Source organism: Streptomyces sp. P9-2 (assembly GCF_051903975.1).
GTDB classification, from domain to species: Bacteria; Actinomycetota; Actinomycetes; order Streptomycetales; family Streptomycetaceae; genus Streptomyces; species Streptomyces cellulosae.
This window is the reverse complement of sequence record NZ_CP192633.1, coordinates 4,005,266-4,032,263: the sequence shown is the minus strand read 5'-3', so window position 1 is coordinate 4,032,263 and position 26,998 is coordinate 4,005,266. Positions and strand designations below refer to the sequence as shown.

Sequence of the window (26,998 nt, the reverse complement as noted above, 5' to 3'; positions counted from 1 at the left end):
CGGTGTCCCCCTTCGGGCTACTGGTCCTCGCGGGCCGCGGTCAGATGTTCCGCGTGTTCCTGGAGCGAGCGGACTCCCACGTCGCCCCGGTTGAGCGCGTCGATGCCCTGGACGGCGGCGGCGAGCGCCTGGACCGTGGTGAGGCAGGGCACCGAGCGGGCCACGGCCGCGGTGCGGATCTCGTAGCCGTCGAGCCGGCCGCCCGTGCCGTACGGGGTGTTGACGATGAGGTCGACCTCGCCGTCGTGGATGAGCTGGACGATGGTCTTCTCGCCGTTGGGCCCGGTGCCCTCGAACTGCTTGCGCACGACGGTGGCCTTGATGCCGTTGCGCTTGAGGACCTCGGCGGTGCCGGAGGTGGCGAGCAGCTCGAAGCCGTGCGCCACCAGCTCGCGCGCCGGGAAGATCATCGAGCGCTTGTCCCGGTTGGCGACCGAGATGAAGGCGCGGCCCTTGGTGGGCAGCGGGCCGTAGGCGCCGGCCTGCGACTTGGCGTAGGCGGTGCCGAAGACGCTGTCGATGCCCATGACCTCGCCGGTGGAGCGCATCTCCGGGCCGAGGACCGTGTCGACGCCGCGGCCGTGGATGTCCCGGAAGCGGGACCACGGCATGACGGCCTCCTTGACGGAGATCGGCGCGTCCAGCGGCAGCTCGCCGCCGTCGCCCTTCGCCGGGAGCAGGCCCTCGGCGCGCAGCTCGGCGACGGTGGCGCCGAGCGAGATGCGCGCGGCGGCCTTGGCGAGCGGCACCGCGGTCGCCTTCGAGGTGAAGGGGACGGTGCGGGAGGCGCGCGGGTTGGCCTCGAGGACGTAGAGGATGTCCCCGGCCAGCGCGAACTGGATGTTGATCAGACCGCGCACACCGACACCGCGCGCGATGGCCTCCGTGGAGGCGCGCAGCCGCTTGATGTCGAAGCCGCCGAGGGTGATCGGGGGCAGGGCGCACGCCGAGTCGCCGGAGTGGATGCCGGCTTCCTCGATGTGCTCCATGACGCCGCCGAGGTAGAGCTCGGTGCCGTCGTAGAGGGCGTCGACGTCGATCTCGATGGCGTCGTCGAGGAAGCGGTCGACGAGGACGGGCCGGGAGGGGCTGATCTCGGTCGACTCGGCGATGTACGCCTCGAGCCGGTTCTCGTCGTAGACGATCTCCATGCCGCGGCCGCCGAGCACGTAGGACGGGCGGACGAGGACCGGGTAGCCGATCTCGTCGGCGATGGCCTTGGCCTCGGCGAAGGTGGTGGCGGTGCCGTGCTTGGGGGCCGGCAGGCCCGCCTCGGCGAGGACGCGGCCGAAGGCGCCGCGGTCCTCGGCGGCGTGGATGGCCTCCGGCGAGGTGCCCACGATCGGCACGCCGTTGTCCTTGAGCGCCTGTGAGAGGCCCAGCGGGGTCTGGCCGCCGAGCTGGACCACGACGCCCGCCACAGGACCGGCCTGCTGCTCGGCGTGCACGATCTCCAGCACGTCCTCGAGCGTGAGCGGCTCGAAGTAGAGGCGGTCGGAGGTGTCGTAGTCCGTGGAGACGGTCTCCGGGTTGCAGTTGACCATCACGGTCTCGTACCCGGCGTCGCTCAGGGCGAAGGAGGCGTGGACGCAGGAGTAGTCGAACTCGATGCCCTGGCCGATGCGGTTCGGGCCGGAGCCCAGGATGATCACCGCGGGCTTCTCGCGGGGCGCGACCTCGGTCTCCTCGTCGTAGGAGGAGTAGAAGTACGGCGTCTGCGCGGCGAACTCGGCGGCGCAGGTGTCGACCGTCTTGTAGACCGGACGGATGCCGAGCGCGTGCCGGACCTCTCGGACGACGTCCTCGCGCAGGCCGCGGATCTCGCCGATCTGCTGGTCGGAGAAGCCGTGCCGCTTGGCCTCGGCGAGCAGCTCGGGGGTCAGCTCGGGGGCGGCGGCCAGCTCGTCGGCGGTCTCCTTGATGAGGAAGAGCTGGTCGACGAACCACGGGTCGATCTTCGTGGCGTCGAAGACCTCCTCGGGGGTGGCGCCCGCGCGGATGGCCTGCATGACGGCGTTGATGCGGCCGTCGGTGGGGCGGACCGCCTCGCGCAGCAGCTCGGCCTTGTCGCCGGGCTCGCCCACGAAGGTGAACTGGCTGCCCTTCTTCTCCAGCGAGCGCAGCGCCTTCTGGAACGCCTCGGTGAAGTTGCGGCCGATGGCCATGGCCTCGCCGACCGACTTCATGGTGGTGGTGAGGGTGGAGTCGGCGCTCGGGAACTTCTCGAAGGCGAACCGCGGGGCCTTGACGACCACGTAGTCGAGCGTCGGCTCGAAGGAGGCCGGGGTCTCCTGCGTGATGTCGTTCGGGATCTCGTCGAGGGTGTAGCCGACGGCGAGCTTGGCGGCGATCTTGGCGATGGGGAAGCCGGTCGCCTTGGAGGCGAGCGCGGAGGAGCGCGAGACGCGGGGGTTCATCTCGATGACGATGACCCGGCCGTCCTCGGGGTTCACCGCGAACTGGATGTTGCAGCCGCCGGTGTCGACACCGACCTCGCGGATGATCGCGATGCCGACGTCGCGCAGCACCTGGTACTCGCGGTCGGTCAGGGTCATCGCGGGGGCGACGGTGATCGAGTCGCCGGTGTGCACGCCCATGGGGTCGAAGTTCTCGATGGAGCAGACGACCACGACGTTGTCGTTCTTGTCGCGCATCAGCTCCAGCTCGTACTCCTTCCAGCCGAGGATGGACTCCTCCAGGAGCACCTCGGTGGTCGGCGAGAGGGTGAGGCCCTGGCCGGCGATGCGGCGCAGTTCCTCCTCGTCGTGCGCGAAGCCGGAGCCGGCGCCGCCCATGGTGAAGGACGGGCGGACGACGACGGGGTAGCCGCCGAGCTCCTCGACGCCCTTGAGGACGTCGTCCATGGAGTGGCAGATGTAGGAGCGGGCGGACTCGCCGTGGCCGATCTTGGCGCGGACGGCCTCGACGACATCCTTGAACTGGTCGCGGTCCTCGCCCTTGTGGATCGCCTCGACGTTGGCGCCGATCAGCTCGACGCCGTACTTGTCGAGGACGCCGTTCTCGTGCAGGGAGATCGCCGTGTTGAGGGCCGTCTGGCCGCCCAGGGTGGGCAGCAGGGCGTCCGGCTGCTCCTTGGCGATGATCTTCTCGACGAACTCGGGCGTGATCGGCTCGACGTAGGTCGCGTCGGCGATCTCCGGGTCGGTCATGATCGTCGCCGGGTTGGAGTTGACCAGGATGACGCGCAGGCCCTCGGCCTTGAGCACGCGGCAGGCCTGGGTGCCGGAGTAGTCGAACTCCGCGGCCTGGCCGATGACGATCGGGCCGGAGCCGATGACCAGGACGGACTGGATATCGGTGCGCTTAGGCACGCTGGCCCTCCATGAGCTTCACGAAGCGGTCGAACAGGTAGGCGGCGTCGTGCGGGCCCGCTGCCGCTTCGGGGTGGTACTGGACGCTGAAGGCCGGCTTGTCGAGCAGCTGGAGGCCCTCCACCACGTTGTCGTTCAGGCAGACGTGGGACACCTCGGCACGGCCGAACGGGGTGTCGGAGACCTGGTCGAGCGGCGCGTCGACGGCGAAGCCGTGGTTGTGCGCGGTGACCTCGACCTTGCCGGTCGTACGGTCCTGCACCGGCTGGTTGATGCCTCGGTGGCCGTACTTCAGCTTGTAGGTGCCGAAGCCGAGGGCGCGGCCGAGGATCTGGTTGCCGAAGCAGATGCCGAACAGCGGGGTGCCCCGCTCCAGCACGCCCCGCATCACGGAGACGGCGTGGTCGGCGGTGGCGGGGTCGCCGGGGCCGTTGGAGAAGAACACGCCGTCCGGGTTCACCGCGTACACGTCGTCGACGCTCGCGGTGGCGGGCAGCACGTGCACCTCGATGCCGCGCTCGGCCATCCGGTACGGGGTCATGCCCTTGATGCCGAGGTCGACGGCGGCGACGGTGAACTTCTTCTCGCCCTGCGCGGGGACGACGTACGCCTCCTTGGTGGCCACCTCGGCGGAGAGGTCGGCGCCCGTCATCTCGGGGGCCTGGCGGACCTCGGCGAGCATGGTGCCCTCGTCGGGCAGGGCGTTGCCGGAGAAGATGCCGACGCGCATGGCGCCGCGCTCGCGCAGGTGCCGGGTGAGGGCGCGGGTGTCGACGCCGCAGATGCCGACGACGCCCTGGGCGGCCAGCTCCTCGTCGAGGGTGCGGCGGGAGCGCCAGTTGGACGGCACGCGCGCGGGGTCGCGCACGACGTAGCCGGAGACCCAGATCCGCTTGGACTCGGCGTCCTCGTCGTTCACGCCGGTGTTGCCGACGTGCGGGGCGGTCATCACCACGACCTGGCGGTGGTACGACGGGTCGGTGAGGGTTTCCTGGTAGCCGGTCATGCCGGTGGAGAACACCGCTTCGCCGAAGGTCTCCCCCACCGCCCCGTAGGCACGGCCGCGGAAGATCCGGCCGTCCTCCAGGACGAGTACGGCGGGAACCTTGGCGGTTCCCCTGGTGGAGGTTGTCATCGTGCGCCTTCCGTCTTGTTGATCATGTTCGTGAGGGCGTCGACCCACTCCGTGTGCTCCGCCGCGTGGTCGGACCGGAACCCGGAGTCGATGAGCCGGTCGCCGTGCTTCCAGGTGATCACCAGCAGGCCGCCCTCGGTGAGGACCTTGCCGGCGATGCCCTTGTCGAGCCGGGCCTCGCGCAGTGCGTCCGCCGGGACGAAGAAGTCGTCCGCGCCGGGGCGCACCACGTCCAGTCCGGCGTCGCTGAGCGTCAGCTCGGCACGGCTGCGGGTGCCCAGGCCGTGCGCCACGATGCGGTCCAGCCACTGACCGGCGGTGGTCGAGCCGTGGTAGCGGCCGCTCATGGTCAGTGTCGCCGGGCCGGGGTCGTCCGGCGCGCTGTGCAGCTCGGGCAGGTCGCTCTGGAGCGTGCCGCGCCACTTCCAGCCTTCGCGCATCAGCCAGTAGACGAGCGCGACGAAGAGGGCGAGGCCGACGACCCAGCCGATCCGGGCGGCCCAGTCGGTCACTTCCGCCGATTCCTTCTCGGCGGCCAGCAGGATGAGAGATGTCACGTGAGCTTCCCGTCGACGAGCGTGGCCTTGCCCCGGAGCCAGGTGTGGGTGACACGGCCCGGCAGCTCGCGGCCCTCGTAGGGCGTGTTGCGGCTGCGCGAGGCGAAGCCCGCGGGGTCCACCGGTCCACGGTATGCCGTGTCGACGAGGGTGAGGTTGGCGGGCTCACCTGCCGAGACGGGCCGGCCGTGGCCCTCGGCGCGGCCGATGCGCGCGGGCGTGAAGGACATGCGCTCGGCGACGCCGGCCCAGTCGAGCAGGCCCGTGTCGACCATCGTCTCCTGGACCACCGACAGGGCGGTCTCCAGGCCGACCATGCCCATGGCGGCCGCGGCCCACTCGCAGTCCTTGTCCTCGTGCGGGTGCGGGGCGTGGTCGGTGGCGACGATGTCGACGGTGCCGTCGGCGAGCGCCTCGCGCAGGGCCAGCACGTCGCGCTCGGTGCGCAGTGGCGGGTTGACCTTGTAGACCGGGTTGTACGAGCGCACCAGCTCGTCGGTGAGGAGCAGGTGGTGCGGGGTGACCTCGGCGGTGACGCGGATGCCGCGGGACTTGGCCCAGCGGACGATCTCCACGGAGCCGGCGGTCGACAGGTGGCAGATGTGGACGCGGGAGCCGACGTGGTCGGCGAGCAGCACGTCGCGGGCGATGACCGACTCCTCGGCGACGGCCGGCCAGCCGCCGAGGCCCAGCTCGGCGGAGACGACGCCCTCGTTCATCTGGGCGCCCTCGGTGAGGCGGGGCTCCTGGGCGTGCTGGGCGACGACGCCGTCGAAGGCCTTCACGTACTCCAGGGCGCGGCGCATGATCACGGCGTCGTGGACGCACTTGCCGTCGTCGGAGAAGACCGTGACGCCGGCCGCGGACTCGTGCATGGCGCCCAGCTCGGCGAGCTTCCTGCCCTCCAGGCCGACGGTGACGGCGCCGATCGGCTGCACGTCGCAGTAGCCGTGCTCCTTGCCGAGGCGCCAGACCTGCTCGACGACGCCGGCGGTGTCGGCGACCGGGAAGGTGTTGGCCATGGCGAACACGTTGGTGTAGCCGCCGCTGGCCGCCGCGCGGGTGCCGGTCAGGACGGTCTCGGAGTCCTCGCGGCCGGGCTCGCGCAGATGGGTGTGCAGGTCGACCAGGCCCGGCAGCAGCACCTTGCCGCCGGCCTCGACCACCTCGGCGCCCTCGGCGGACAGGCCGGTGCCGACCTGAGTGATCGTTTCGCCGTCGATCAGGACGTCCTGGGGCTCGCCGCCGAGCACCTTCGCACCACGGATCAGGGTCTTGCTCATCGCTATCGGTTCTCCTCGGCGGTACGGGCGGGGGCGGCGGGCGTGCTCGGCGTCTGGAACTCGGCTCCGCCGAGCAGCAGGTACAGGACGGCCATCCGGATGGAGACGCCGTTGGCGACCTGCTCGACGACGGTGCAGCGGTCGGAGTCGGCGACCTCGGCGGTGATCTCCATGCCGCGGACCATCGGGCCGGGGTGCATGACGATGGCGTGCTCCGGCATCCGTGCCATGCGGTCGCCGTCGAGGCCGTAGCGGCGGGAGTACTCGCGCTCGGTGGGGAAGAACGCGGCGTTCATCCGCTCGCGCTGGACGCGCAGCATCATCACCGCGTCGGACTTGGGCAGCGTGGAGTCCAGGTCGTAGGAGACCTCGCAGGGCCAGGTCTCGACGCCGACCGGGAGCAGGGTGGGCGGGGCGACGAGGGTGACCTCGACGCCGAGGGTGTGCAGCAGGTCGACGTTGGAGCGGGCGACCCGGCTGTGCAGGACGTCGCCGACGAGGGTGATGCGGCGGCCGTCGAGGTCCTGGCCGAGCCCGGCGTCCCGGCCGACGAGGCGGCGGCGCATGGTGAACGCGTCGAGCAGCGCCTGGGTGGGGTGCTGGTGGGTGCCGTCGCCGGCGTTGATGACGTGGGCGTCGATCCAGCCGGAGGTGGCGAGCCGGTAGGGGGCGCCGGAGGCGCCGTGCCGGATGACGACCGCGTCGACGCCCATGGCCTCCAGGGTCTGGGCGGTGTCCTTCAGGGACTCGCCCTTGGAGACGCTGGAGCCCTTGGCGGAGAAGTTGATGACGTCCGCGGACAGCCGCTTCTCGGCGGCCTCGAAGGAGATCCGCGTGCGGGTGGAGTCCTCGAAGAAGAGGTTGACGACGGTACGGCCGCGCAGGGTGGGGAGTTTCTTGATCGGCCGGTCGGCCACCCGGGCCATCTCCTCGGCGGTGTCGAGGATGAGGACGGCGTCGTCGCGGGTGAGGTCGGCGGCCGAGATGAGATGACGCTGCATCTGTCAGGCTCCGTAAAGACAGTTCAATGAGGCGAAATCGGGCAGACGGGTACGCGCGTGGGCGTGCCGCGCCGGCGCACACCCGTCCGGCGTGCGCTTCGCGGTGCTACTGGGGGGTCTGCTTGGCGCCGAGCAGCACGGTGTCGCGCCCGTCCTCCTCGGCGAGCAGGACCTTGACCGTCTCCCGCAGCGACGTGGGGAGGTTCTTGCCGACGTAGTCGGCGCGGATGGGCAGTTCGCGGTGGCCGCGGTCGACGAGCACGGCCAGCTGGACCGCGCGGGGGCGGCCGATGTCGTTCAGCGCGTCGAGGGCGGCGCGGATGGTGCGGCCGGAGAAGAGCACGTCGTCGACGAGGACGACCAGCTTGCCGTCGATGCCGTCACCGGGGATCTCGGTGCGGGCCAGGGCGCGCGGCGGCTGCAGACGCAGGTCGTCGCGGTACATGGTGATGTCGAGCGAGCCGACCGGGACCTTGCGCTCGGTGATCTGCTCGAGCTTGTCGGCGAGCCGCCGGGCGAGGAAGACGCCTCGCGTCGGAATGCCGAGGAGCACCACGTCGTCGGCGCCCTTGGCGCGTTCGACGATCTCGTGGGCGATGCGGGTCATGACCCGGGCGATGTCGGGGGCCTCGAGAACGGGCCGTGCGTCCGCCTGGGACGCGGGCAGTGGTTGCGGATCGTGCGTGTCCATACGAAACGGACCTCCTTCTCCGCCTCACGGGACGGACCTTAAAGGACGTCGGATTGCGCCCCTCAGGCTAGCAGGTCGTTTTCCGGCCGCAGCGACACCCCCGATCACCCGGATGGAGCAACCGATCTTCGCTACCACGGAAGAGTCGGTGTGGACCATTCGGCTTGACGCACAAGAGTAACGCTGCGTAACCTCACAGTGAGTTACCAGCCGCGCGGCATGGAATCCAGCCATCCGCGTCGACACAGTGCCGGGGAGCTATATGTCCAGCGAATACGCCAAACAGCTCGGGGCCAAGCTCCGGGCGATCCGCACCCAGCAGGGCCTTTCCCTCCACGGTGTCGAGGAGAAGTCCCAGGGCCGCTGGAAGGCGGTCGTGGTCGGTTCGTACGAGCGCGGCGACCGCGCCGTGACCGTACAGCGCCTCGCGGAGCTGGCGGACTTCTACGGCGTCCCGGTGCAGGAGCTGCTGCCGGGCACGACCCCGGGCGGCGCCGCCGAGCCGCCGCCGAAGCTGGTCCTGGACCTGGAGCGGCTGGCCACGGTGCCGGCCGAGAAGGCGGGCCCGCTGCAGCGCTACGCGGCGACGATCCAGTCGCAGCGCGGTGACTACAACGGCAAGGTGCTGTCGATCCGCCAGGACGACCTGCGCACGCTCGCCGTGATCTACGACCAGTCGCCCTCGGTCCTCACCGAGCAGCTGATCAGCTGGGGCGTGCTGGACGCGGACGCGCGGCGTGCGGTGGCGTCCCACGAGGACGCGTAGGCGCTCCGCGGGGGCGCAGAAACGTGCCGCCGGGGTGCCGGATCCTTATGGGTTCCGGCACCCCGGCGGTTTTTGTCTGCGGGTTGCGGTCGGACGTCGGCCGCTGGCCGTTCGGGGCTGAGCGCGCAGTCCCCCGCGCCCCTGACGGGGCGCCCTACTGCTCGTCGCGGCGCAGGGAGGGCTTGAGTTCCTTCAGGCGGCCGAGGAGGCCGTTGACGAACGAGGGGGACTCGTCCGTGGAGAACTCCTTCGCCAGCTGCACCATCTCGTCCAGCACGACCGCGTCCGGGGTCTCGTCGACCCAGATCAGCTCGTACGCGCCGAGCCGCAGGATGCTGCGGTCCACCACGGGCATCCGGTCGAGCGTCCAGCCGACCGAGTACTGGGAGATCAGCTCGTCGATGCGCTTCGCGTGCTCCGCGTAGCCCTCGACGAGCTGCATCGTGTACTCGCTCACCGGCGGCTGCCGGGGGTCGGTCCGGGAGTGCCGGATCCAGTCGGCGAGGACCGTCAGGACCTCCGTGCCGCGCTGGTCGCCCTCGAAGATGATCTGGAAGGCGCGCTTGCGGGCCGTGTTGCGGGCAGCCACGGTTAGCTGTTCACCCGGCCGAGGTAGTCGCTCGTACGGGTGTCGACCTTGATCTTCTCACCGGTGGTGATGAAGAGCGGGACCTGGATCTGGTGGCCGGTCTCCAGCGTGGCGGGCTTGGTGCCGCCGGTGGAGCGGTCGCCCTGGACGCCGGGCTCGGTCTCCTGGATCGTCAGCTCGACGGCGGCCGGGAGCTCGACGAAGAGCACCTCGCCCTCGTGCTGCGCGACGGTGGCGGTGAAGCCCTCGACGAGGAAGTTGGCGGCGTCGCCGACGGCCTTGCGGTCGACCATGAGCTGGTCGTAGGTCTCCATGTCCATGAAGACGAAGTAGTCGCCGTCCATGTAGGAGAACTGCATGTCGCGCTTGTCGACGGTGGCCGTTTCGACCTTGACGCCGGCGTTGAAGGTCTTGTCGACGACCTTGCCGGAGAGCACGTTCTTGAGCTTGGTGCGCACGAAGGCCGGGCCCTTGCCGGGCTTGACGTGCTGGAACTCGACGACGGACCAGAGCTGGCCGCCTTCGAGCTTGAGCACCATGCCGTTCTTGAGGTCGTTCGTGGAAGCCACGGTTGCGGAATCTCCTGGACTGGACTGACGTGGACGACGGCCGGGGCGAGGGCAGGCGCACTGCGCGAGGTCAGAGCGCGAGCAGCTCCTTGGTCGTGATGGTGAGTAGCTCGGGTCCGCCGTCCGCCTCGGGGCGCACGACGAGCGTGTCATCGATCCGGACGCCGCCCCGGCCGGGGAGGTGGACCCCCGGCTCGACGGTGACCGGCACGCAAGCGTCCAGTTTACCCATGGCCGCCGGGGTCAATTGAGGGTCCTCGTCGATTTCCAGTCCGACGCCGTGACCTGTGAGGACGGGAAGCGCCTCCGCGTACCCGGCGGAGTCCAGCACCTGGCGGGCCGCGCGGTCCACGTCACGGCACGCGGCGCCGGGCGCCAGGGACTCGCGTCCCGCGCGCTGGGCGGAGAACACCAGGTCGTACAGCTCGATCTGCCAGTCGGCCGGGGCGGTGCCGATGACGAAGGTGCGGCCGATCTCGCAGCGGTAGCCGCGGTAGGTGGCGCCGAGGCAGACGGAGAGGAAGTCGCCCTCCTCCACCCGGCGGTCGGTGGGCCGGTGGCCGGGGCGTCCCGCGTGGGGTCCGGTGGCGACGGAGGTGGGGAAGGCCGGGCCGTCGGCGCCGTGGTCGACCAGGCGGCGCTCCAGCTCCAGGGCGAGGTGGCGTTCGGTGCGGCCGACCAGGATGGACTCCAGGAGTTCGCCCAGGGCCTGGTCGGCGATCTCCGCGCCGATGCGGAGACAGGAGATCTCCTCCTCGTCCTTGACCACACGCAGCTGTTCGACCGCGCCGCCGACGCCGGTGAGGCGCAGCCGGGGGGCGGACTCGCGGATGGCGCGGTGCCGGGTGACGGTGAGGTGGTGCTCCTCCACGGCGAGCGCGTCGACGCCCTGGCCGACCGCGAGGTTCGCGGCCTCCACGGCGGGGTCGCCGCCGATGCCGGTCATGACGTGCAGGCGCAGCGCCTCGTCGGGGCGGTTGTGGGGGACGCGGTCGTCCGGGGGCTCCGCGCACACCAGTACGTCCTCGGTCCTGCCGAGCAGCAGCACGGCGTTCTCGGGGGCGGCGCCGGACAGGTAGCGGACGTTGGCGGGCCGGGACACCAGCGCGGCGGTGCTGCCGCTCGCGTTGCAGCGTTCCCGGAGGCGCGTCCGGCGGACCGCGTAGACCTCAGACATGGTTCGAGCGTAGGAGCGGCCGCGGGATGTCGCCGGTCGAGCGGGGCCGACCGGGGGCAGCGCGGCCGCTCCGCGCCGGGCCTGGTGCCCTGGGAGACGCGTGTCACCACTTCGGGGGGCTGGCGATCGCCCGGGTGAGGACGTCGTCGAGGACGCGGGCCGTCTCCGGCACGTCGAGCTGGGAGTTGTCGATGATCGGCAGCCCCGAGCCGTACCAGCCGGCCATGCGGCCGTGGATGCGGGCGACCTCCTCGTCGCCGAGGCGGCGGTTGCCGGTGCGCTCCGCGTTGCGCTCCAGGACGACGTCCAGGCCGGGCAGCAGGACGACGGGCAGCAGCCCGGGGCCGACGTGCCGCTTCCAGCCGCCGAGACCGACGACCGGACGGTCCGGGAAGACCGCGTCGTCGAGGATGCAGGAGATGCCGTTGGCGAGGAAGTTGCGGGCGGCGAAGCCGCAGGTGCGGCGGGCCAGCCGGTACTGCGCCTCGGAGTTGTCGTTCCACCCGGTCTGCGGGTCGGCGAAGCCGGAGCGAACCCATTCGCGGACGTCGTCGAGGCTGATGTGCGCCGTGGGTACGCGCCGGTGGTCCGCCCAGTACTTGGCGACGCTCGTCTTGCCGGCGCCCGCGGGGCCGATGAGCAGCACGGCGAGGGTCGTCGCGGTCGGGTCGGGGGTGGCCGGGGCCTGCGGCGCGCTCGGTATGCCGACCGGGCCGCCGGGCGGCAGCGTGACATGGCCGGTGGTGTCCGGCGGCGGGGGCATGGAGGCGTGCCGGGGGCCCGCCGGGGGCGGGGGCGCCGGGTAACCGGGGGGCTGGGTGTGCGCCGGGGCCGCGGGGCCCTGCTGCTGATGCTGACCTGGGTGGTGCGCGGCCGGTGACCAGCCGGCGGCCGGTCCGTGCCCCGGCTGGTGGGGCGGCGGCAGCGGAGAACCCACTGCGTGCTGCATCCGGTGCCACTCCGTCTCGTACAGGCAATGGGTCACTGACAGCGGGGACCGTCCCCGCGTTACCGAACGGTACCGCCCCCTGCCGTCGTTGTGGGAACGGCCGGGGGCGGTGATGAGTGCCCGTCAGGCGGTTACTGCCCCACCTCGCCGTAGGCGGCCAGCAGGACGGCCGGGTCGGGGCCCTCCAGCACGGTGGGCTTGGCGAGCCCGTCGAGGACGACGAAGCGCAGCAGGCTGCCACGGGACTTCTTGTCGACCTTCATGTTCTCGACCAGCTTGGGCCACTGGTCGTGGCGGTAGTGCAGCGGGAGCCCGACGGACTCGAGGACCGTGCGGTGGCGGTCGGCGGTGGCGTCGTCCAGGCGGCCGGCGAGGCGGCCCAGTTCGGCGGCGAAGTGCATGCCGACGGCGACGGCGGCGCCGTGCCGCCACTTGTACCGCTCGTTCTTCTCGATGGCGTGGCCGAGGGTGTGGCCGTAGTTCAGGATCTCGCGGAGGCCGGACTCCTTGAGGTCGCTGGAGACCACGTCGGCCTTCACCTTGATCGAGCGTTCGATCAGCTCGGCGGTGTGCGGTCCGGCGGGGGTGCGGGCGGCCTCGGGGTCTGACTCGATCAGGTCGAGGATCACCGGGTCGGCGATGAAGCCGGCCTTGATGACCTCGGCGAGCCCGGACACGTAGTCGTGGACCGGGAGGGAGTCGAGGGCGGCGAGGTCGCAGAGGACTCCGGCGGGCGGGTGGAAGGCGCCGACGAGGTTCTTGCCCTCGGCGGTGTTGATGCCGGTCTTGCCGCCGACGGCCGCGTCGACCATGCCCAGCACGGTGGTCGGCACGGCGATCCAGCGCACGCCCCGCAGCCAGGTCGCGGCGACGAAGCCGGCCAGGTCGGTGGTCGCGCCGCCGCCGACGCCGACGACGACGTCGGTGCGGGTGAAGCCGGACTGGCCGAGCGCCTTCCAGCAGTAGGCGGCGACCTCGGCGGTCTTGGCCTCCTCGGCGTTCGGCACCTGGATGGCGACGGCCTCGTACCCCTGTCCGGCGAGGTCCGCGCGGAGCGCCTCACCGGTCTCGGCGAGCGCCTCGGGGTGGATGACGGCCACCCGCTGGACCTCGGTGTGGCGCGAAGCGCCTCCGTTGAGGGTGGTGGCGGGCGACGGGTGGGCCTTGTCGCCGATCAGGCCGGGGAGTTCGCCGAGCAGGTGCCGGCCGACCAGGACGTCGTAGGGCTCGGTGCCCGCCGTGCCCGCGACGTGGATGCGGGTCACTGCCTCGTTGCTCATGCTTCCTTCAGCTCCAGTGCGTCAAGGACCGCCTCGGCGACCTCTTCGGGCGTACGGCCGTCGGTCGGCACGACGGCCGTCGCGGTCTCCTCGTACAGAGGGCGGCGGGCCTCCATCAGCTCGCGCCACTGCCTGCGCGGGTTGACCGCGAGGAGCGGGCGGGCGGCGCCGAGGCCGGTGCGGCGGACCGCCTCCTCGACGTCCATCGACAGGTAGACGACCCGCTCCCCGGCGAGCAGCGCGCGGGTGTCCGCGTCGAGGATCGCGCCGCCGCCCAGGGAGAGGACGCCGTCGTGCGAGGCGAGCGCCTGCCGCACGGCCTCCTTCTCCAGGGCGCGGAAGGCGGGTTCGCCGTCCTCGACGAAGATGTCGGAGATCTCGCGGCCATCGGCGGCGACGATGTCGTCGTCGGTGTCCCGGTAGCCGACGCCGAGACGCTCGGCGAGGAGCTGTCCGACGGTGGACTTGCCGACGCCCATCGGACCGGTCAGGACGACGCGCGGGCTCACCGGATCGCCAGGTTGTCGAGGTACGAGGTGACGTTGCGGCGGGTCTCGGCGACGCTGTCGCCGCCGAACTTCTCCGCGACCGCGTCCGCCAGCACCAGGGCGACCATGGCCTCGGCGACGATGCCGGCCGCCGGGACGGCGGAGACGTCGGAGCGCTGGTGGTGGGCCTGAGCGGCCTCGCCGGTGGTGACGTCCACGGTCTTCAGGGCGCGGGGCACGGTGGCGATGGGCTTCATCGCGGCGCGGACGCGCAGCAGTTCGCCGGTGGACAGGCCGCCCTCGGTGCCGCCGGCCCGGCCCGAGACCCGCTTGATGCCCTCGGGCGTGTTGACGATCTCGTCGTGGGCCTTGGAGCCGGGCACGCGGGCCAGCTCGAAGCCGTCGCCGATCTCGACGCCCTTGATGGCCTGGATGCCCATGAGGGCGCCGGCCAGCCGGGCGTCCAGCTTGCGGTCCCAGTGCACGTGCGAGCCGAGGCCCACGGGGACGCCGTAGGCCAGCACCTCGACGACGCCGCCGAGGGTGTCGCCGTCCTTGTGCGCCTGGTCGACCTCGGCGACCATCGCCTTCGACGTGTCCGCGTCCAGGCAGCGCAGCGGGTCGGCGTCCAGCTTCTCCACGTCGGCCGGGGTCGGGTACACGCCCTGCGGCGCCTTCACCGAGCACAGCTCGACGACGTGGGAGACGATCTCGATGCCGGCCGTCTCCTTGAGGTAGGAACGGGCCACCGCGCCGAGGGCCACGCGGGCGGCGGTCTCACGGGCGGAGGCGCGCTCCAGGATCGGGCGGGCCTCGTCGAAGCCGTACTTCTGCATGCCGGCGAGGTCGGCGTGGCCGGGACGCGGGCGGGTCAGCGGCGCGTTGCGCGCGAGGCCGGCCAGCACGTCGGGGTGGACCGGGTCGGCCGCCATGACCTGCTCCCACTTGGGCCACTCGGTGTTGCCCACCATGATCGCGACCGGGGAGCCCAGGGTCAGTCCGTGCCGGACGCCGCCCAGGAACGTGACCTCGTCCCGCTCGAACTTCATCCGGGCACCGCGACCGTAGCCGAGCCGCCGCCTCGCCAGGTGGTCCGCCACCATGTCCGTGGTGATCGGCACGCCGGCGGGAAGGCCCTCCAGCGTCGCGACGAGTGCGGGACCGTGGGACTCCCCCGCGGTCAGCCAGCGCAACCTGCTCAACGGTGCTCCTCCGTGTTCGCGCCCCGGTACTGCCCTGCGCACGCTCTTGTTCGCGTACGCGCGCGGCGGGACGGGGTGCGCGGGTCCCGGTCCGCCGTCCTCCGATCCTCCCACGTCGGGCGCTCCGTCCGGCCGCCGGTCCACCTGACGGACGACTCGGATCACCAGGCGGCCGCGGTGGTCAGCCCCGCCCGCCGTCCTCACGGCGCGGGGCACAGGCGCCGAGGAAGTCGGCCCCGCTGGGCTCGCGGCCGCCCGACCGGGCGGCTCCGCCTGCCCGGTTCCGCGGCGCGTACGGGCCGAGGAAGTCGGCCCCGCTCGCCTGTGTGCGGACGGGCGCGCCCGCGCGCAGAACGCGGCGGGCGGCGATCCGCCGCTTGAGCTTCAGCGCCCAGGCCGTCAGGACGGCGAGCAGCACCAGCGCCGGCACGGTGATCTGCACCCAGTCGGGCAGAAAGCCCAGCAGCGACTCGAACATCTGCGTCTTCCAGGACGCCAGCGGCACGCCTGCGGACATGAAAAGGGTCCCCCTCCCCCAAGGTTCCGCCCCCTGCGGAACGAGGAGGGATCCTACCGGGCGGCCAGGGCCTCCTCGCCCGCGCGGCGCATGGCCTCCAGCGGGGCCGGGGAGCGGCCGGTCATCTGCTCCACCTGGAGCACCGCCTGGTGCACCAGCAGGTCGAGTCCGCCGACCACCGCACCGCCGTACGCGGACCAGCGGGCGGCGAGGACCGTCGGCCACGGGTCGTAGAGCACGTCGAACAGGGCCGCCGGGCGCTCGGGCACGGCGTGGGCGAGGGCGTCGGTGACGCCGGCCGGGGTGGTGCTGACGACCAGGGGCGCGTGCAGGGCGTCCTCGGCGTCGTCCCAGGAGGCGATCCGCACGGCGACGTCGAGGCGCTCCGCCCACTCCCGCATCTCGTCGGCGCGGGCCTCGCTGCGCACGTGGACGACGATCTCCCCGGTGCAGACGCGGGACAGCGCGGCGAGCGCGGAGGAGGCGGTGGCGCCGGCGCCGAGGATGGCGGCGGTGTCGACCTTGTCGATGCCGTGCTCGTGCAGGGCGGCGACCATGCCGGGGATGTCGGTGTTGTCGCCGGTGCGGCGGCCGTCCTCGGTGAACACCACCGTGTTGACCGCGTCGACGGAGGCCGCCGTCTCGCTGATCCCGTCGAGCAGCGGGATCACGGCCCGCTTCAGCGGCATGGTCAGCGACAGCCCCGCCCACTCCGGACCGAGCGTCTCGAAGAAGCCGGGCAGCGCCTTCTCGTCGACCTCGAACCGGTCGTACGTCCAGCCCTTGAGGCCCAGCTCTGCGTAGGCGGCGCGGTGCAGCACCGGGGAGAGGGAGTGGGCGATCGGGGAGCCGAGTACGGCGGCGCGGCGGGCGCCCTCCATCAGTTCCCCCTCGACGCGTTGAACTTGTCGACGAGCTTCTGGTGCTCCTCGATGTTCCTGGCGAACTCGGTCTTGTCCATGCCGTCCGTGGCCACGAAGTAGATCCAGCCGTCCGAGGTGGGGTTCAGCGCCGCCTTGATGGCGTCGTCACCGGGGTTGCCGATGGGACCGGGCGGCAGTCCCTTGTTGGTGTAGGTGTTGTAGGGGTCGGTGTTGCTGTTGATCTCCGACTCGGAGATGTCGATCTTGCTCTGACCCTTGAGGTAGTTGAAGGACGAGTCGAACTGGAGCTTCTGGTTCGTCTCGGTGTTGGTCGGCTTCAGCCGGTTGTAGATGACCTCCGACATCTTGCGGAAGTCGTCGTGCGTCTTGCCCTCCGCCTGCACCAGGCTGGCGACCGTCACCAGTTCCCACGGCCCTTCGAGACCGAGGCTCTTCGACTTGGTCTCGAAGCCCAGGGACTCGTACTTCTCGGTGGCACGAGCCACCATCTGCCTGAGCACGTCCTCCGGCGTCTGCCCCTTCGCGACGGCGTAGCTGGAGGGGAAGAGGAAGCCTTCGAGCGGATCCTTCACGTCCGGGTGGTTCACGGCCCAGTCGGGCAGTCCGAGGGTCTTCCACTTGGTCTCGGCGACCTTGGCCGTGGTGCCCTTCTTGACCTCGAGGCGCGCGTCGATCATCTCGTAGACGGCGGCGTTGCGCTTGCCCTCGGCGATGATCAGGTTGTTGCGGCTCTTCGGGCTGAGCATCAGTTCGACCGCGCTCGCGGCCGACATCTCCTTCTGGAGCGTGTAGACGCCGTCCTGGATGGTCTTGCCGTCCGGGTTGGCCGCCTGGGCCGCGACGAACGCGTCGACGCTCTTGACCACGCCCATCTTCTTGAGCACCTGGCCGATGGCGTAGCCGCCGGAGCCCTTGGGGATGGTGACGGTGACCTGCTCGCCGTTGCCGGAACCCGCGAAGTCCGGGGCGCTGCCGAAACGATCCTGATAGAACTGGTAGCCGAAGTAGCTCACCCCTGCCAGTCCGCCGCCGAAGACGGCGACGACCACGAGGCAGGCCACTCCGCTGCGCCGCTTCTTCTCCTTGCCGCCGCCCCTGCGGTCCCCGCCGCCCCGGCGCTCGCCGCGTCCGCGCCGGTCGTCCCTCCCGCCGTCGCGGCCGTCCTCGTCGTCGCCCGCGAAGAACGCGTGCTCGCCCTGGTCCGGCCCGGGGTCCCAGTCGGTCTGCGGCTCGGGCTCACGCTCGGGCTCGGGCCGCCGCCGGCCGGGAGGCTCGGGCGGCGGGTAGGCCTCGGGGGTGCCGTAGTAGTCGGACTGCTCGCCGCCGTAGGGCGCGGGCTGCTGCGCGTACGGGTCCTGGGGGCCGCCGGCGTACGGGTCCTGGGGATACGACCCGGTCGGCCAGCCGTTCTGGTCGTACTGCGACTGCTGGTGCTGCTGGGGTGCCTGGTGCTGATGCGGGTGCTGCTGGTGCTGCGGCTGCTGGGGCGCGTACTGCTGACCGTACTGGTCGTACTGCGGGTACGACTGATCGCCGTACCCGTGCTGCTCACCCGTGCCCCAGTCGCCGTACTGCTGCTGCGGCTGCTGCGGGTACTGCTGCTGGCCGCCGTAGGACTGCTGGGCCTGCTGGGCGGCCTGCTGTCCTCCCCATCCGCCGTCCCCGTACAACGGGTCGTCCGGATGCCACGGTTCGGAGCCTTGGCCCCGGCCATACTCAGTCATCGATCCCCTAGAGCCGCGAGGCGGCGGCAGCCCGGCCACCTGAAGACCGAGGCGTCCGTTCCGCCTCTCTCTGTGCGGCGGCTGTTCGAACACCGCCCGCATCGCGCGGAACGTTACCGTATCGCGATCAGATGACCACTTCGACGCCCTCGCCGGGTGGTCTGCCTGACACCCGTTCGGATTCCAGGGCCTGCTGGAGGATGATCACAGCGGCGGCCTGGTCGATGACGGAGCGCCCCTTCTTGGATTTCACGCCCGAGGCACGCAGTCCCTGACTGGCCGTCACCGTGGTCATGCGCTCGTCCACGAGCCTGACCGGGACGGGGGCGATCACGCGCGCCATCTCCTGGGCGAAGCCGCGGACCTTGGCGGCGGCGGGGCCCTCGCCCCCCTTGAGGGAGCGGGGGAGACCGACGACGACCTCGATGGGCTCGTACTCCTCGACGAGCTGCCTCAGCCTGCGGTGCGCGGCCGGGACGTCCCGGCCTGGGACGGTCTCGACCGGGGTGGCGAGGATGCCGTCGGGGTCGCAGGAGGCGACCCCGATCCGGGCGTCCCCGACGTCGACCGCGAGGCGGCGGCCGCGGCGCATGGCCGGGCCGTCCGCCTGCTCGTGCGCGGGACCGTTCACTTGGCGGTGTCCGCCACGAGACGCTCCACCGCGTCGATGGCCTCGCCGACGGCGGCCGGGTTCTGACCGCCGCCCTGGGCGACGTCCGGCTTGCCGCCACCGCCGCCGCCGAGGGCCTTGGCGGCGGTGCGCACCAGCTCACCGGCCTTCAGTCCGCGCTCGCGGGCGGCCTCGTTGGTGGCGATCACGGTGAGCGGCTTGCCGTTGACCGTGCTGAACAGGGCGACGACGGCGGGCCGTCCGCCCTGGATGCGGCCGCGCACGTCGAGCACCAGCTTGCGCAGGTCGTCGGCGGTGGTGCCGTCGGGGACCTGACCGGTGACCACGGCGACGCCCCTGATGTCCTTGGCGGACCCGGCGAGGCCGGCGGCGGCCTGGAGCACCTTCTCGGCGCGGAACTTCTCGATCTCCTTCTCGGCGTCCTTGAGCCGGCCGAGCATGGCGGAGACCTTCTCGGGCAGTTCCTCGGCGCGGCCCTTGAGCAGCTCGGTGAGCTGGTTGACGACCGTGTGCTCGCGGGCGAGGAAGTTGTAGGCGTCCACGCCGACGAGGGCCTCGATGCGGCGCACGCCGGAGCCGATGGAGGACTCGCCGAGCAGCTTCACCAGGCCCAGCTGGGCGGTGTTGTGCACGTGGGTGCCGCCGCACAGCTCCTTGGAGAAGTCGCCGATGGTGACCACGCGCACGCGGTCGCCGTACTTCTCGCCGAACTCGGCGATGGCCCCCTGCTTCTTGGCCTCGTCGATGCCCATGATGTCGGCGCGCACGTCGAGGTCGCGGGCGAGCACCTCGTTGATCTTCTGCTCGACGTCCGTCATGACCGTCTGCGGGACGGCGGACGGGGATCCGAAGTCGAAGCGGAACCGGCCGGGCTGGTTCTCGGAACCGGCCTGGGCGGCCGTCGGGCCGAGGGCGTCGCGCAGGGCCTGGTGGGTGAGGTGGGTGGCCGAGTGGGCGCGGGCGATGGCCTTGCGCCGGCGGTCGTCGATGGCGGCGTGGGCGCGGGAGTCCACGGTGACCTCGCCGACCTGGACGACGCCCTTGTGCACGTAGACGCCGGGGACGGGCTTCTGGCAGTCGCGGACCTCGATCACGGCGCCGGACTCGGTGCGGATGCGGCCGGTGTCGCCGATCTGGCCGCCGCCCTCGGCGTAGAAGGGGGTGCGGTCCAGCACGATCTCGACCTCGTCGCCCTCGGTGGCGGCGGGCGAGGGAACGCCGTTGACAAGGATGCCGACGACGGTGGACTCGCCCTCGGTGTCCGTGTAGCCGATGAAGTCGGTGGCGCCGGCCCGGTCGGCGATCTCACGGTAGGCGCCGAGGTCGGCGTGGCCGGTCTTCTTGGCCTGGGCGTCGGCCTTGGCGCGCTCCCGCTGCTCCTTCATCAGGCGGCGGAAGCCCTCCTCGTCCACGGAGAGGCCCTGCTCGGCGGCCATCTCCAGGGTGAGGTCGATCGGGAAGCCCCAGGTGTCGTGGAGCAGGAAGGCCTTGTCGCCGGGCAGCACGGTGGAGCCGGACGCCTTGGTCTCGGACACGGCGGTGTCGAGGATGTTGGTGCCGGCCTTCAGCGTCTTGAGGAAGGCGTTCTCCTCGGCGAGGGCGACCTTCTCGATGCGCTCGCGGTCGGTGATCAGCTCCGGGTACTGCTGGCCCATCATGCCGACGACGACGTCGATGAGGTCCTTGACGACCGGGCCGGTGGCGCCGAGGAGGCGCATGTTGCGGATGGCGCGGCGCATGATGCGGCGCAGCACGTAGCCGCGGCCCTCGTTGCCGGGGGTGACGCCGTCGCCGATGAGCATGGTGGCGGTGCGCATGTGGTCGGTGACCACGCGCAGGGAGACGTCGGAGCTCTGGGCGTCGCCGTAGCGGACGCCGGTCAGCTCGGTGGCCTTCTCGATGACGGCCATGGAGGTGTCGATCTCGTACATGTTCCGCACGCCCTGCAGAATCATGGCGAGCCGCTCGAGGCCGAGGCCGGTGTCGATGTTCTTGCTGGGCAGGTCGCCGAGGATCTCGAAGTCGTCCTTGCCGGTGCCCTCGCCCCGCACGTACTGCATGAAGACGAGGTTCCAGATCTCCACGTAGCGCTCGTCGTTGACGGCGGGGCCGCCCTCGGCGCCGAACTCGGGGCCGCGGTCGTAGTTGATCTCGGAGCAGGGGCCGCAGGGGCCGGGGACGCCCATGGACCAGAAGTTGTCCTTCTTGCCCAGGCGCTGGATGCGCTCCTTGGGCACGCCCACGACCTCGTGCCAGATCTGCTCGGCCTCGTCGTCGTCCTTGTAGACGGTGATCCAGAGCTTCTCCGGCTCCAGGCCGTAACCGCCCTTGTCCTGGGGCGTGGTGAGCAGCTCCCAGGCGAGCTTGATGGCGCCCTCCTTGAAGTAGTCACCGAAGGAGAAGTTGCCGCACATCTGGAAGAACGTGCCGTGGCGGGTGGTCTTGCCGACCTCTTCGATGTCGGGGGTGCGCACGCACTTCTGCACGCTGGTGGCGCGGGAGAAGGGCGGCTTGACCTCGCCGAGGAAGTAGGGCTTGAAGGGCACCATGCCGGCCGGGACGAGGAGCAGAGTCGGGTCGTCCGCGATGAGCGACGCCGACGGGACGACGGTGTGCCCGCGCTCCTCGAAGAAGCTCAGCCAGCGGCGGCGGATCTCGGCCGACTCCATCAGTGGTCCTCATTCCGGTTGTACGGGTACGTCGGGTACGTCGACTTCTTCGGGCCCTCGACGTACGGGGGGCTGTTGCGGTTCTCGATCACGGCGTAGCCGCGGGGGGCGGGCAGTTCACGGTCGACGGGGGCGCCCAGCCCGAGCGCGTCGCCGAGTTCGGCCTCGCGCCGGTCCATGTGGTCGCGGACCTCGAGGGCGAAGTCCACCGCCCGGTCCTTGAGCCGACCGCCGGCCTCGATCGCCTTGTTGGCCGCGGCGACGGCGAGGTGCTCGGGGGTGAGCTGCTTGAGCTTGCGGTTGACCTTGGTGGTGGCCCACACGCCGGCGGCGACGCCGGTGGTGAACCAGAACGTACGGCGGAACATCGTCGGGTCAGTCCCTCTTTCCCCGGGTCCGCTTGTCGCGCCGCGCGCCCGGGACGGTGCGGCCCACGATCACGTCGCGCCGCGTCCTGGCGGCCGGCGCGTCCTCCTTGCGGCCGCCGAGGGCCCGGCGCACGCCGTAGCCGAAGGCGGCGACCTTGACCAGGGGGCCGCCGAAGGTGGAGGCCACGGTGGTGGACAGCGCGGAGGCGTTGGAGGTGACCTCCTGGACGTCGGAGGCGATCGCGTCGACCCGTTCGATCTGGGTCTGCGCGGACCGGACCGCCGTGGAGGCGTCCGCCAGCAGCGGGACGGCCTGGTCGGTCACGTCCGCCACCAGCTTGGTGGTCGCCCGGAGCGTCTGGGCCAGCCTCGCCAGTGCGACGGCGAGGAAGGAGACCAGGATCGCCCAGAAGACGGCCACCAGGATTCCGGCCACCTCGCCACCGGACACTGTGTGCACCCGCTCCCTTGAAACGCGCCTGAACATCGAGAAAGTCGTGTGACCGAGCCTATCGCGCCGGTGACGGGTCTCCGTACCGGATTACCGCCCGCCACGGCGCGGGTCCCGGCGGACGGCGGCGGAAGGGTCCCGGGCGAGGACGAGCCCGCCGCCTCCCCGCCCCGGAGGGCGGAGGGACGACGGGCTCGGGATACCGCGCGCCTGCTGGATCAGCGGGCGTAGAACTCGACGACGAGCTGCTCGTCGCAGATCACCGGGATCTCCTTGCGGTTCGGCTCGCGGTCCAGGCGGAACGCCAGGGCCTTGAGGTTCACCTGCAGGTAGCGCGGGATCTCACCGTCGGGGGCGAAGCCACCCTCACGAGCGATCGTGAAGAGGGTCTTCTCCTTGCTGCGCTCGCGGACCTCCACGACGTCGTCCGGGCGGACACGGAAGGAGGGCTTGTCGACCTTCTTGCCGTTCACCTGGATGTGGCCGTGGGTGACCATCTGGCGGGCCTGGTAGATCGTCCGGGCGATGCCCGAACGCAGGACCAGCGCGTCGAGACGGCGCTCGAGCTCGATGACCAGGGCCTCGCCGGTCTTCATCGAGGTCTTGGAGGCGCGCTCGTAGGCACGGACGAGCTGGCGCTCGGAGAGGTCGTACTGCGCGCGCAGACGCTGCTTCTCCAGCAGACGGACCTTGTAGTCCGAGTTCTGCTTGCGGCCACGGCCGTGCTCACCCGGGGGGTACGGGCGGGCCTCGAAGTACTTGACGGCCTTCGGGGTCAGCGCGATACCGAGGGCACGCGACTTCTTGACCTTGGGGCGGGACTGGTTCGCCACTTCTTTTCCTTGTCTCCTGTCGGCTGCCTCAGGGTTACGGGAGGTCGCATCCGCAGCCCGGGAATCCCGGCAGGTCCGCGAAGGACGAGCCAGGCAGCCGCTCCCTGGTCTGGGCACATACGTGCAGCACACGAACGGCCCACCGACCGGTCCCCTGGACTTACGGGGTGGTGGTGGGCTGCCCGCGACACCTACAACGGTGCGCGACGCTCCTGGATCGAAGATCCGGCTGGTCGTCCCGCCTGAGGCGCCGACCGGAGCCGGACACGGGACACAGCACTTCGCGTGATTCTACAGGGTGCTCAGGACCGCCTGCGACCGAGGTGCTTCCTCGTCCACTCCACCGCGTCCGCGTACCGCGCCTCGGCGCCGTGCCGCGTCGGCTCGTAGTACTCGCGGTCCTTCAGGGCGTCCGGGGCGTACTGCTGCTCGGCGATGCCCTCGGGCAGGTCGTGCGGGTAGGTGTAGCCCTTGCCGTGGCCGAGCTTGCCGGCGCCCTTGTAGTGGCTGTCGCGCAGATGGGAGGGCACCGGTCCCGCCAGTCCCTTGCGGACGTCCTCCAGGGCGGCGCCGATCGCGGTGGTGGCCGCGTTGGACTTGGGGGCGAGCGCCAGGGCGATGGTCGCGTGGCTGAGGGTGAGGGCGGCCTCGGGGAAGCCGATCATGGCGACGGCCTGGGCGGCGGCGACCGCGATCTGCAGGGCGTTCGGGTCGGCGAGGCCGATGTCCTCGCTGGCGGAGATCATCAGCCGGCGGGCGATGAAGCGGGGGTCCTCGCCGGCCTCGATCATGCGGGCCAGGTAGTGCAGGGCGGCGTCCACGTCGGAGCCGCGGATGGACTTGATCAGGGCGCTGGCGACGTCGTAGTGCTGGTCCCCGTCGCGGTCGTACTTCACGGCAGCCCGGTCGACCGTCTCCTCCAGGGTCGCCAGGCTCACCTCGGACTCGCCCTTGTCGAGCGCGGCGCCGGCGGCGGCCTCCAGCGCGGTGAGGGCGCGGCGGGCGTCCCCGCCGGCGATGCGCAGCAGGTGCTCGGCGGTGTCGTCGGGGAGGGTGACGGCGCCCTTGAGACCCCGCTCGTCGGTGAGGGCGCGTTTCAGCAGGCCCCGGACGTCGTCGTCGGTGAGCGGCTCGAGGGTGAGCAGCAGGGAGCGGGAGAGCAGCGGGGAGATGACCGAGAAGTACGGGTTCTCGGTGGTCGCCGCGATGAGCGTGACCCAGCGGTTCTCCACGGCGGGAAGCAGGGAGTCCTGCTGCGCCTTGCTGAAGCGGTGGATCTCGTCGAGGAAGAGGACGGTCTCCTGGCCGTACCCCCCGGAGGCACGGCGGGCGCCGTCGATGACCGCGCGGACCTCCTTGACGCCCGCGGTGATCGCGGACAGCTCCACGAAGCGCTTGTTGGTGGCCTTGGAGACCACGTAGGCGAGGGTCGTCTTGCCCGTGCCGGGCGGGCCCCAGAGGATCACCGAGGAGGGTCCCGCGGGGCCCGAGGAGCCTTCGCCGACCAGTCTGCGCAGGGGGGAGCCCGGCTTCAGCAGGTGCTGCTGGCCCACCACCTCGTCGAGGGTGCGCGGGCGCATCCGGACCGCCAGGGGGCTCCCGGCGGGGTCCTTCTCCTGGCGTTCTTCTGCTGCGGCGGTGAACAGGTCGGGCTCCACGCTGAAACCCTAAGGCACCGCGCCGACAGCCCGGGCGGGCGGTCAGCTGGTCCAGAAGTCCCACCAGCGGGTCAGGATCAGCATGCCGATGATCCCGATGTGCAGCACGGGCAGGACCCAGGTGAACTCGCCGAAGAAGCCCCTGAGCCAGGAGGGCGCGGGCAGGAAGCCCTTGCGGACGTTGAAGGACGTCACGTACCAGAACATGACGATCGTGGCGACCCAGGCGAGGCAGCACCACAGGCACAGGGCGTTGATCCGGTACAGGGACTGGACCATCAGCCAGGCGCAGAAGGCGACGCCGAAGAGGGTGCCCGCGTTGAAGGTGAGCCAGTACCAGCGGGGGAAGCGGGCCCGGGCGAGCAGGCTCATGCCGACGCAGACCACGATGCCGTAGGTCACCAGGCCGAGCATCGGGTTGGGGAAGCCGAAGACCGAGGCCTGGTCGCTCTCCATGACGCTGCCGCAGGAGACCACGGGGTTGAGGCTGCAGCCGGGGACGAACGTCTCGCCCTTGACCTTGGCCTCGAGCAGCTTGAACTTGTCGAGCGTGATCACCCAGGCGGCGAGCACGCCGGCCGCGCCGGTGATCACCAGGAGCAGCGCGAGGGCGCGGCCGGCGCCCTCGGTGCGCGGTGCGTCCGCGGCCCGCTGCTGCGAGGCGGAGGGTTCTGGCTCCATGTCGACGTCCCTGACTGTCGTCCTGCTCATACGCCGATTCCGTCACTGGTGAGTCTGGACCTGCTTCGGGCAGGGGTCATTGTGCCGTACGGCCCCGTGAACGCGCCGTTGGACCCGCATAAGGACGGACGGGCGTTCGACCCCGGGCACGGGGTTTCGGCCGGTCCTCGCGGGCCCTTCGCACGCGCGTCCGGCCAAAGGTCCCCCGCCGGGGTGGCACCGGGATCTGTGCCGTTGACGACACGGGCGCCGGGCCCCTCGGAAGGGGACCCGGCGCCCGGGACGGGACGACGTCTCAGCCGAGGCGGGACTCGAGCTCCGCCACGATCTCGTTCATGCCGACCGCGGTCTGCTCGCCGGACTCCATGTCCTTGAGCTGGACCACGCCCTGCTCGATGTCGCGCTCGCCGAGCACCAGCGCGTACCGCGCGCCCGAGCGGTTGGCCGCCTTCATCGCGGCCTTGAGGCCCTTGCCGCCGAAGGCGAAGTCCGCGGCCACGCCGTTCTTGCGCAGCTCGGTGACCTTCGCGAACAGGACCCGGCGGGCCTCTTCGCCGAGCGGCACGGCGAACACGCTGGTGGTGGCGGGCAGTTCGAGCTCGACGCCCTCCGCCTCCAGGGCCAGCACCGTGCGGTCGACGCCGAGCGCCCAGCCGACGGACGGCAGCGCGGGGCCGCCGATCATCTCGGACAGGCCGTCGTAGCGGCCGCCGCCGCCCACCGCGGACTGGGAGCCGAGGCCGTCGTGGACGAACTCGAAGGTGGTGCGGGTGTAGTAGTCCAGGCCGCGTACCAGCTTGGGGTCGTCCTCGAAGACCACGCCCGCCGCCGTGACCAGCTCGCGCACCTCCTCGTGGTACGCCTTGCAGGCGTCGCACAGGTAGTCGCGCAGCAGCGGGGCGCCGCCGAGCTGCTTCTGCACCGACTCGCGCTTGTCGTCCAGGACGCGCAGCGGGTTGATCTCCGCGCGGCGCAGGGTGTCCTCGTCCAGGTCCAGGCCGCGCAGGAAGGTCTGCAGGGCCTCCCGGTAGACGGGACGGCACTCCTTGTCGCCCAGGCTGTTGAGCAGGATGCGGAAGTTCCGCAGCCCCAGGGAGCGGTACGCCTGGTCGGCCAGGATGATCAGCTCGGCGTCCAGCGCCGGGTCCTCCGCGCCGATCGCCTCGGCGCCGACCTGCGAGAAGTGGCGGTAACGGCCCTTCTGCGGGCGCTCGTAGCGGTAGTACGAGCCGGAGTACCACAGCTTGACCGGGAGGTTGCCCGCCTTGTGCAGGTTGGCCTCGAGGGCGGCGCGCAGCACGGAGGCGGTGCCCTCGGGGCGCAGGGCGAGCCTGTCGCCGCCCTTGGTCTCGAAGGCGTACATCTCCTTGGTCACGATGTCGGTGGACTCGCCGACGCCGCGCGCGAACAGCTCGACGTTCTCGAAGCCGGGCGTCTCGATGTAGCCGTAGCCGGAGCCGCGCAGCGGGGCGGCGATCGCCTCACGGACGGCCAGGTACTTGGCGGAGTCCGGCGGCAGCAGGTCGTAGGTGCCCTTGGGGGCCTTGAAGGTGCTCACGGAAG

At 71.3% G+C, this 26,998-nt stretch carries 25 protein-coding genes; 1 reads left to right on the top strand and 24 read right to left on the bottom strand.

Annotation, left to right across the window (positions count from 1 at the left end):
- Positions 1-17: 17 nt before the first annotated feature.
- The 6 genes from carB to pyrR all read right to left on the bottom strand — a co-directional run bounded on the left by carB (position 18) and on the right by pyrR (position 7,999).
- The gene (carB, locus tag ACQY0Z_RS18510) at positions 18-3,332 is read right to left on the bottom strand and encodes a carbamoyl-phosphate synthase large subunit (protein WP_254587031.1); all 3,315 of its coding nucleotides are present in this window, start codon (positions 3,330-3,332) and stop codon (positions 18-20) included.
- Complete coding sequence (carA, locus tag ACQY0Z_RS18505; RefSeq protein WP_189901277.1) at positions 3,325-4,467, bottom strand: glutamine-hydrolyzing carbamoyl-phosphate synthase small subunit; 1,143 nt, start codon at positions 4,465-4,467, stop codon at positions 3,325-3,327. The genes carB and carA overlap by 8 nt, the downstream gene beginning before the upstream one ends.
- The gene (locus ACQY0Z_RS18500; RefSeq protein ID WP_189901279.1) at positions 4,464-5,024 is read right to left on the bottom strand and encodes a PH-like domain-containing protein; all 561 of its coding nucleotides are present in this window, start codon (positions 5,022-5,024) and stop codon (positions 4,464-4,466) included. Before ACQY0Z_RS18500 ends, carA begins: the two co-directional genes overlap by 4 nt.
- Positions 5,021-6,307 (bottom strand): dihydroorotase, encoded by a 1,287-nt coding sequence (locus ACQY0Z_RS18495; protein ID WP_381727604.1) that lies wholly within the window; start codon positions 6,305-6,307, stop codon positions 5,021-5,023. Before ACQY0Z_RS18495 ends, ACQY0Z_RS18500 begins: the two co-directional genes overlap by 4 nt.
- A gap of 2 nt (positions 6,308-6,309) precedes the next feature.
- Entirely contained in the window at positions 6,310-7,308 is a 999-nt protein-coding gene (locus ACQY0Z_RS18490) for an aspartate carbamoyltransferase catalytic subunit (RefSeq protein ID WP_439812548.1), read from the bottom strand.
- A 106-nt stretch (positions 7,309-7,414) separates the two neighbouring features.
- On the bottom strand, positions 7,415-7,999 hold the full coding sequence (pyrR, locus tag ACQY0Z_RS18485) for a bifunctional pyr operon transcriptional regulator/uracil phosphoribosyltransferase PyrR (RefSeq protein ID WP_189901285.1): 585 nt from the start codon (positions 7,997-7,999) through the stop codon (positions 7,415-7,417).
- 262 nt (positions 8,000-8,261) lie between these two features.
- Between pyrR and bldD the strand changes: the two genes are divergently transcribed.
- Positions 8,262-8,765 carry a transcriptional regulator BldD gene (bldD, locus tag ACQY0Z_RS18480; protein ID WP_006131213.1) on the top strand — a complete coding sequence of 168 codons (504 nt, stop codon included), beginning with the start codon at positions 8,262-8,264 and terminating at the stop codon, positions 8,763-8,765.
- Positions 8,766-8,919: 154 nt separating this feature from the next.
- Here bldD and nusB read toward each other — a convergent pair whose 3' ends face one another.
- The 18 genes from nusB to hisS all read right to left on the bottom strand — a co-directional run bounded on the left by nusB (position 8,920) and on the right by hisS (position 26,993).
- Positions 8,920-9,354: a transcription antitermination factor NusB gene (gene nusB / locus ACQY0Z_RS18475; protein WP_189901287.1), complete on the bottom strand. Its 435-nt coding sequence runs from the start codon at positions 9,352-9,354 to the stop codon at positions 8,920-8,922.
- Between the two features lie 2 nt (positions 9,355-9,356).
- The gene (gene efp, locus ACQY0Z_RS18470; protein WP_006131211.1) at positions 9,357-9,923 is read right to left on the bottom strand and encodes an elongation factor P; all 567 of its coding nucleotides are present in this window, start codon (positions 9,921-9,923) and stop codon (positions 9,357-9,359) included.
- Positions 9,924-9,993: 70 nt separating this feature from the next.
- Positions 9,994-11,100: an aminopeptidase P family protein gene (locus tag ACQY0Z_RS18465; RefSeq protein ID WP_189901289.1), complete on the bottom strand. Its 1,107-nt coding sequence runs from the start codon at positions 11,098-11,100 to the stop codon at positions 9,994-9,996.
- Positions 11,101-11,203: 103 nt separating this feature from the next.
- Positions 11,204-12,049 carry a Pro-rich N-terminal domain-containing protein gene (locus tag ACQY0Z_RS18460; protein WP_189901291.1) on the bottom strand — a complete coding sequence of 282 codons (846 nt, stop codon included), beginning with the start codon at positions 12,047-12,049 and terminating at the stop codon, positions 11,204-11,206.
- A gap of 131 nt (positions 12,050-12,180) precedes the next feature.
- Positions 12,181-13,329: a 3-dehydroquinate synthase gene (gene aroB, locus ACQY0Z_RS18455; protein ID WP_254586545.1), complete on the bottom strand. Its 1,149-nt coding sequence runs from the start codon at positions 13,327-13,329 to the stop codon at positions 12,181-12,183.
- Positions 13,326-13,838 carry a shikimate kinase gene (locus tag ACQY0Z_RS18450; RefSeq protein ID WP_254586544.1) on the bottom strand — a complete coding sequence of 171 codons (513 nt, stop codon included), beginning with the start codon at positions 13,836-13,838 and terminating at the stop codon, positions 13,326-13,328. Before ACQY0Z_RS18450 ends, aroB begins: the two co-directional genes overlap by 4 nt.
- Positions 13,835-15,019 carry a chorismate synthase gene (gene aroC / locus ACQY0Z_RS18445; protein WP_439812547.1) on the bottom strand — a complete coding sequence of 395 codons (1,185 nt, stop codon included), beginning with the start codon at positions 15,017-15,019 and terminating at the stop codon, positions 13,835-13,837. The genes ACQY0Z_RS18450 and aroC overlap by 4 nt, the downstream gene beginning before the upstream one ends.
- A gap of 181 nt (positions 15,020-15,200) precedes the next feature.
- Positions 15,201-15,536, bottom strand: coding sequence for a hypothetical protein (locus ACQY0Z_RS18440; RefSeq protein ID WP_254586543.1), 336 nt, complete (start codon positions 15,534-15,536; stop codon positions 15,201-15,203).
- Positions 15,537-15,589: 53 nt separating this feature from the next.
- Positions 15,590-16,417: a shikimate dehydrogenase gene (locus ACQY0Z_RS18435; protein ID WP_189901295.1), complete on the bottom strand. Its 828-nt coding sequence runs from the start codon at positions 16,415-16,417 to the stop codon at positions 15,590-15,592.
- On the bottom strand, positions 16,417-18,144 hold the full coding sequence (mltG, locus tag ACQY0Z_RS18430) for an endolytic transglycosylase MltG (RefSeq protein WP_254586542.1): 1,728 nt from the start codon (positions 18,142-18,144) through the stop codon (positions 16,417-16,419). Before mltG ends, ACQY0Z_RS18435 begins: the two co-directional genes overlap by 1 nt.
- Positions 18,145-18,271: 127 nt before the next feature.
- Complete coding sequence (ruvX, locus tag ACQY0Z_RS18425) at positions 18,272-18,736, bottom strand: Holliday junction resolvase RuvX (RefSeq protein WP_026243667.1); 465 nt, start codon at positions 18,734-18,736, stop codon at positions 18,272-18,274.
- 35 nt (positions 18,737-18,771) lie between these two features.
- Complete coding sequence (gene alaS / locus ACQY0Z_RS18420) at positions 18,772-21,444, bottom strand: alanine--tRNA ligase (RefSeq protein WP_189901296.1); 2,673 nt, start codon at positions 21,442-21,444, stop codon at positions 18,772-18,774.
- Positions 21,444-21,812, bottom strand: a complete 369-nt coding sequence (locus tag ACQY0Z_RS18415; RefSeq protein ID WP_019523759.1) for a hypothetical protein — start codon at positions 21,810-21,812, stop codon at positions 21,444-21,446. Before ACQY0Z_RS18415 ends, alaS begins: the two co-directional genes overlap by 1 nt.
- Before the next feature lie 7 nt (positions 21,813-21,819).
- Positions 21,820-22,272: a DUF948 domain-containing protein gene (locus ACQY0Z_RS18410; RefSeq protein WP_086020138.1), complete on the bottom strand. Its 453-nt coding sequence runs from the start codon at positions 22,270-22,272 to the stop codon at positions 21,820-21,822.
- 209 nt (positions 22,273-22,481) lie between these two features.
- Entirely contained in the window at positions 22,482-23,096 is a 615-nt protein-coding gene (rpsD, locus tag ACQY0Z_RS18405; protein WP_439812546.1) for a 30S ribosomal protein S4, read from the bottom strand.
- Between the two features lie 302 nt (positions 23,097-23,398).
- Complete coding sequence (locus ACQY0Z_RS18400; RefSeq protein WP_028960950.1) at positions 23,399-24,754, bottom strand: replication-associated recombination protein A; 1,356 nt, start codon at positions 24,752-24,754, stop codon at positions 23,399-23,401.
- A 42-nt stretch (positions 24,755-24,796) separates the two neighbouring features.
- On the bottom strand, positions 24,797-25,465 hold the full coding sequence (locus tag ACQY0Z_RS18395; protein WP_189901301.1) for a vitamin K epoxide reductase family protein: 669 nt from the start codon (positions 25,463-25,465) through the stop codon (positions 24,797-24,799).
- 265 nt (positions 25,466-25,730) lie between these two features.
- Positions 25,731-26,993 (bottom strand): histidine--tRNA ligase, encoded by a 1,263-nt coding sequence (gene hisS, locus ACQY0Z_RS18390; protein WP_189901302.1) that lies wholly within the window; start codon positions 26,991-26,993, stop codon positions 25,731-25,733.
- Between the last annotated feature and the right edge of the window lie 5 nt (positions 26,994-26,998).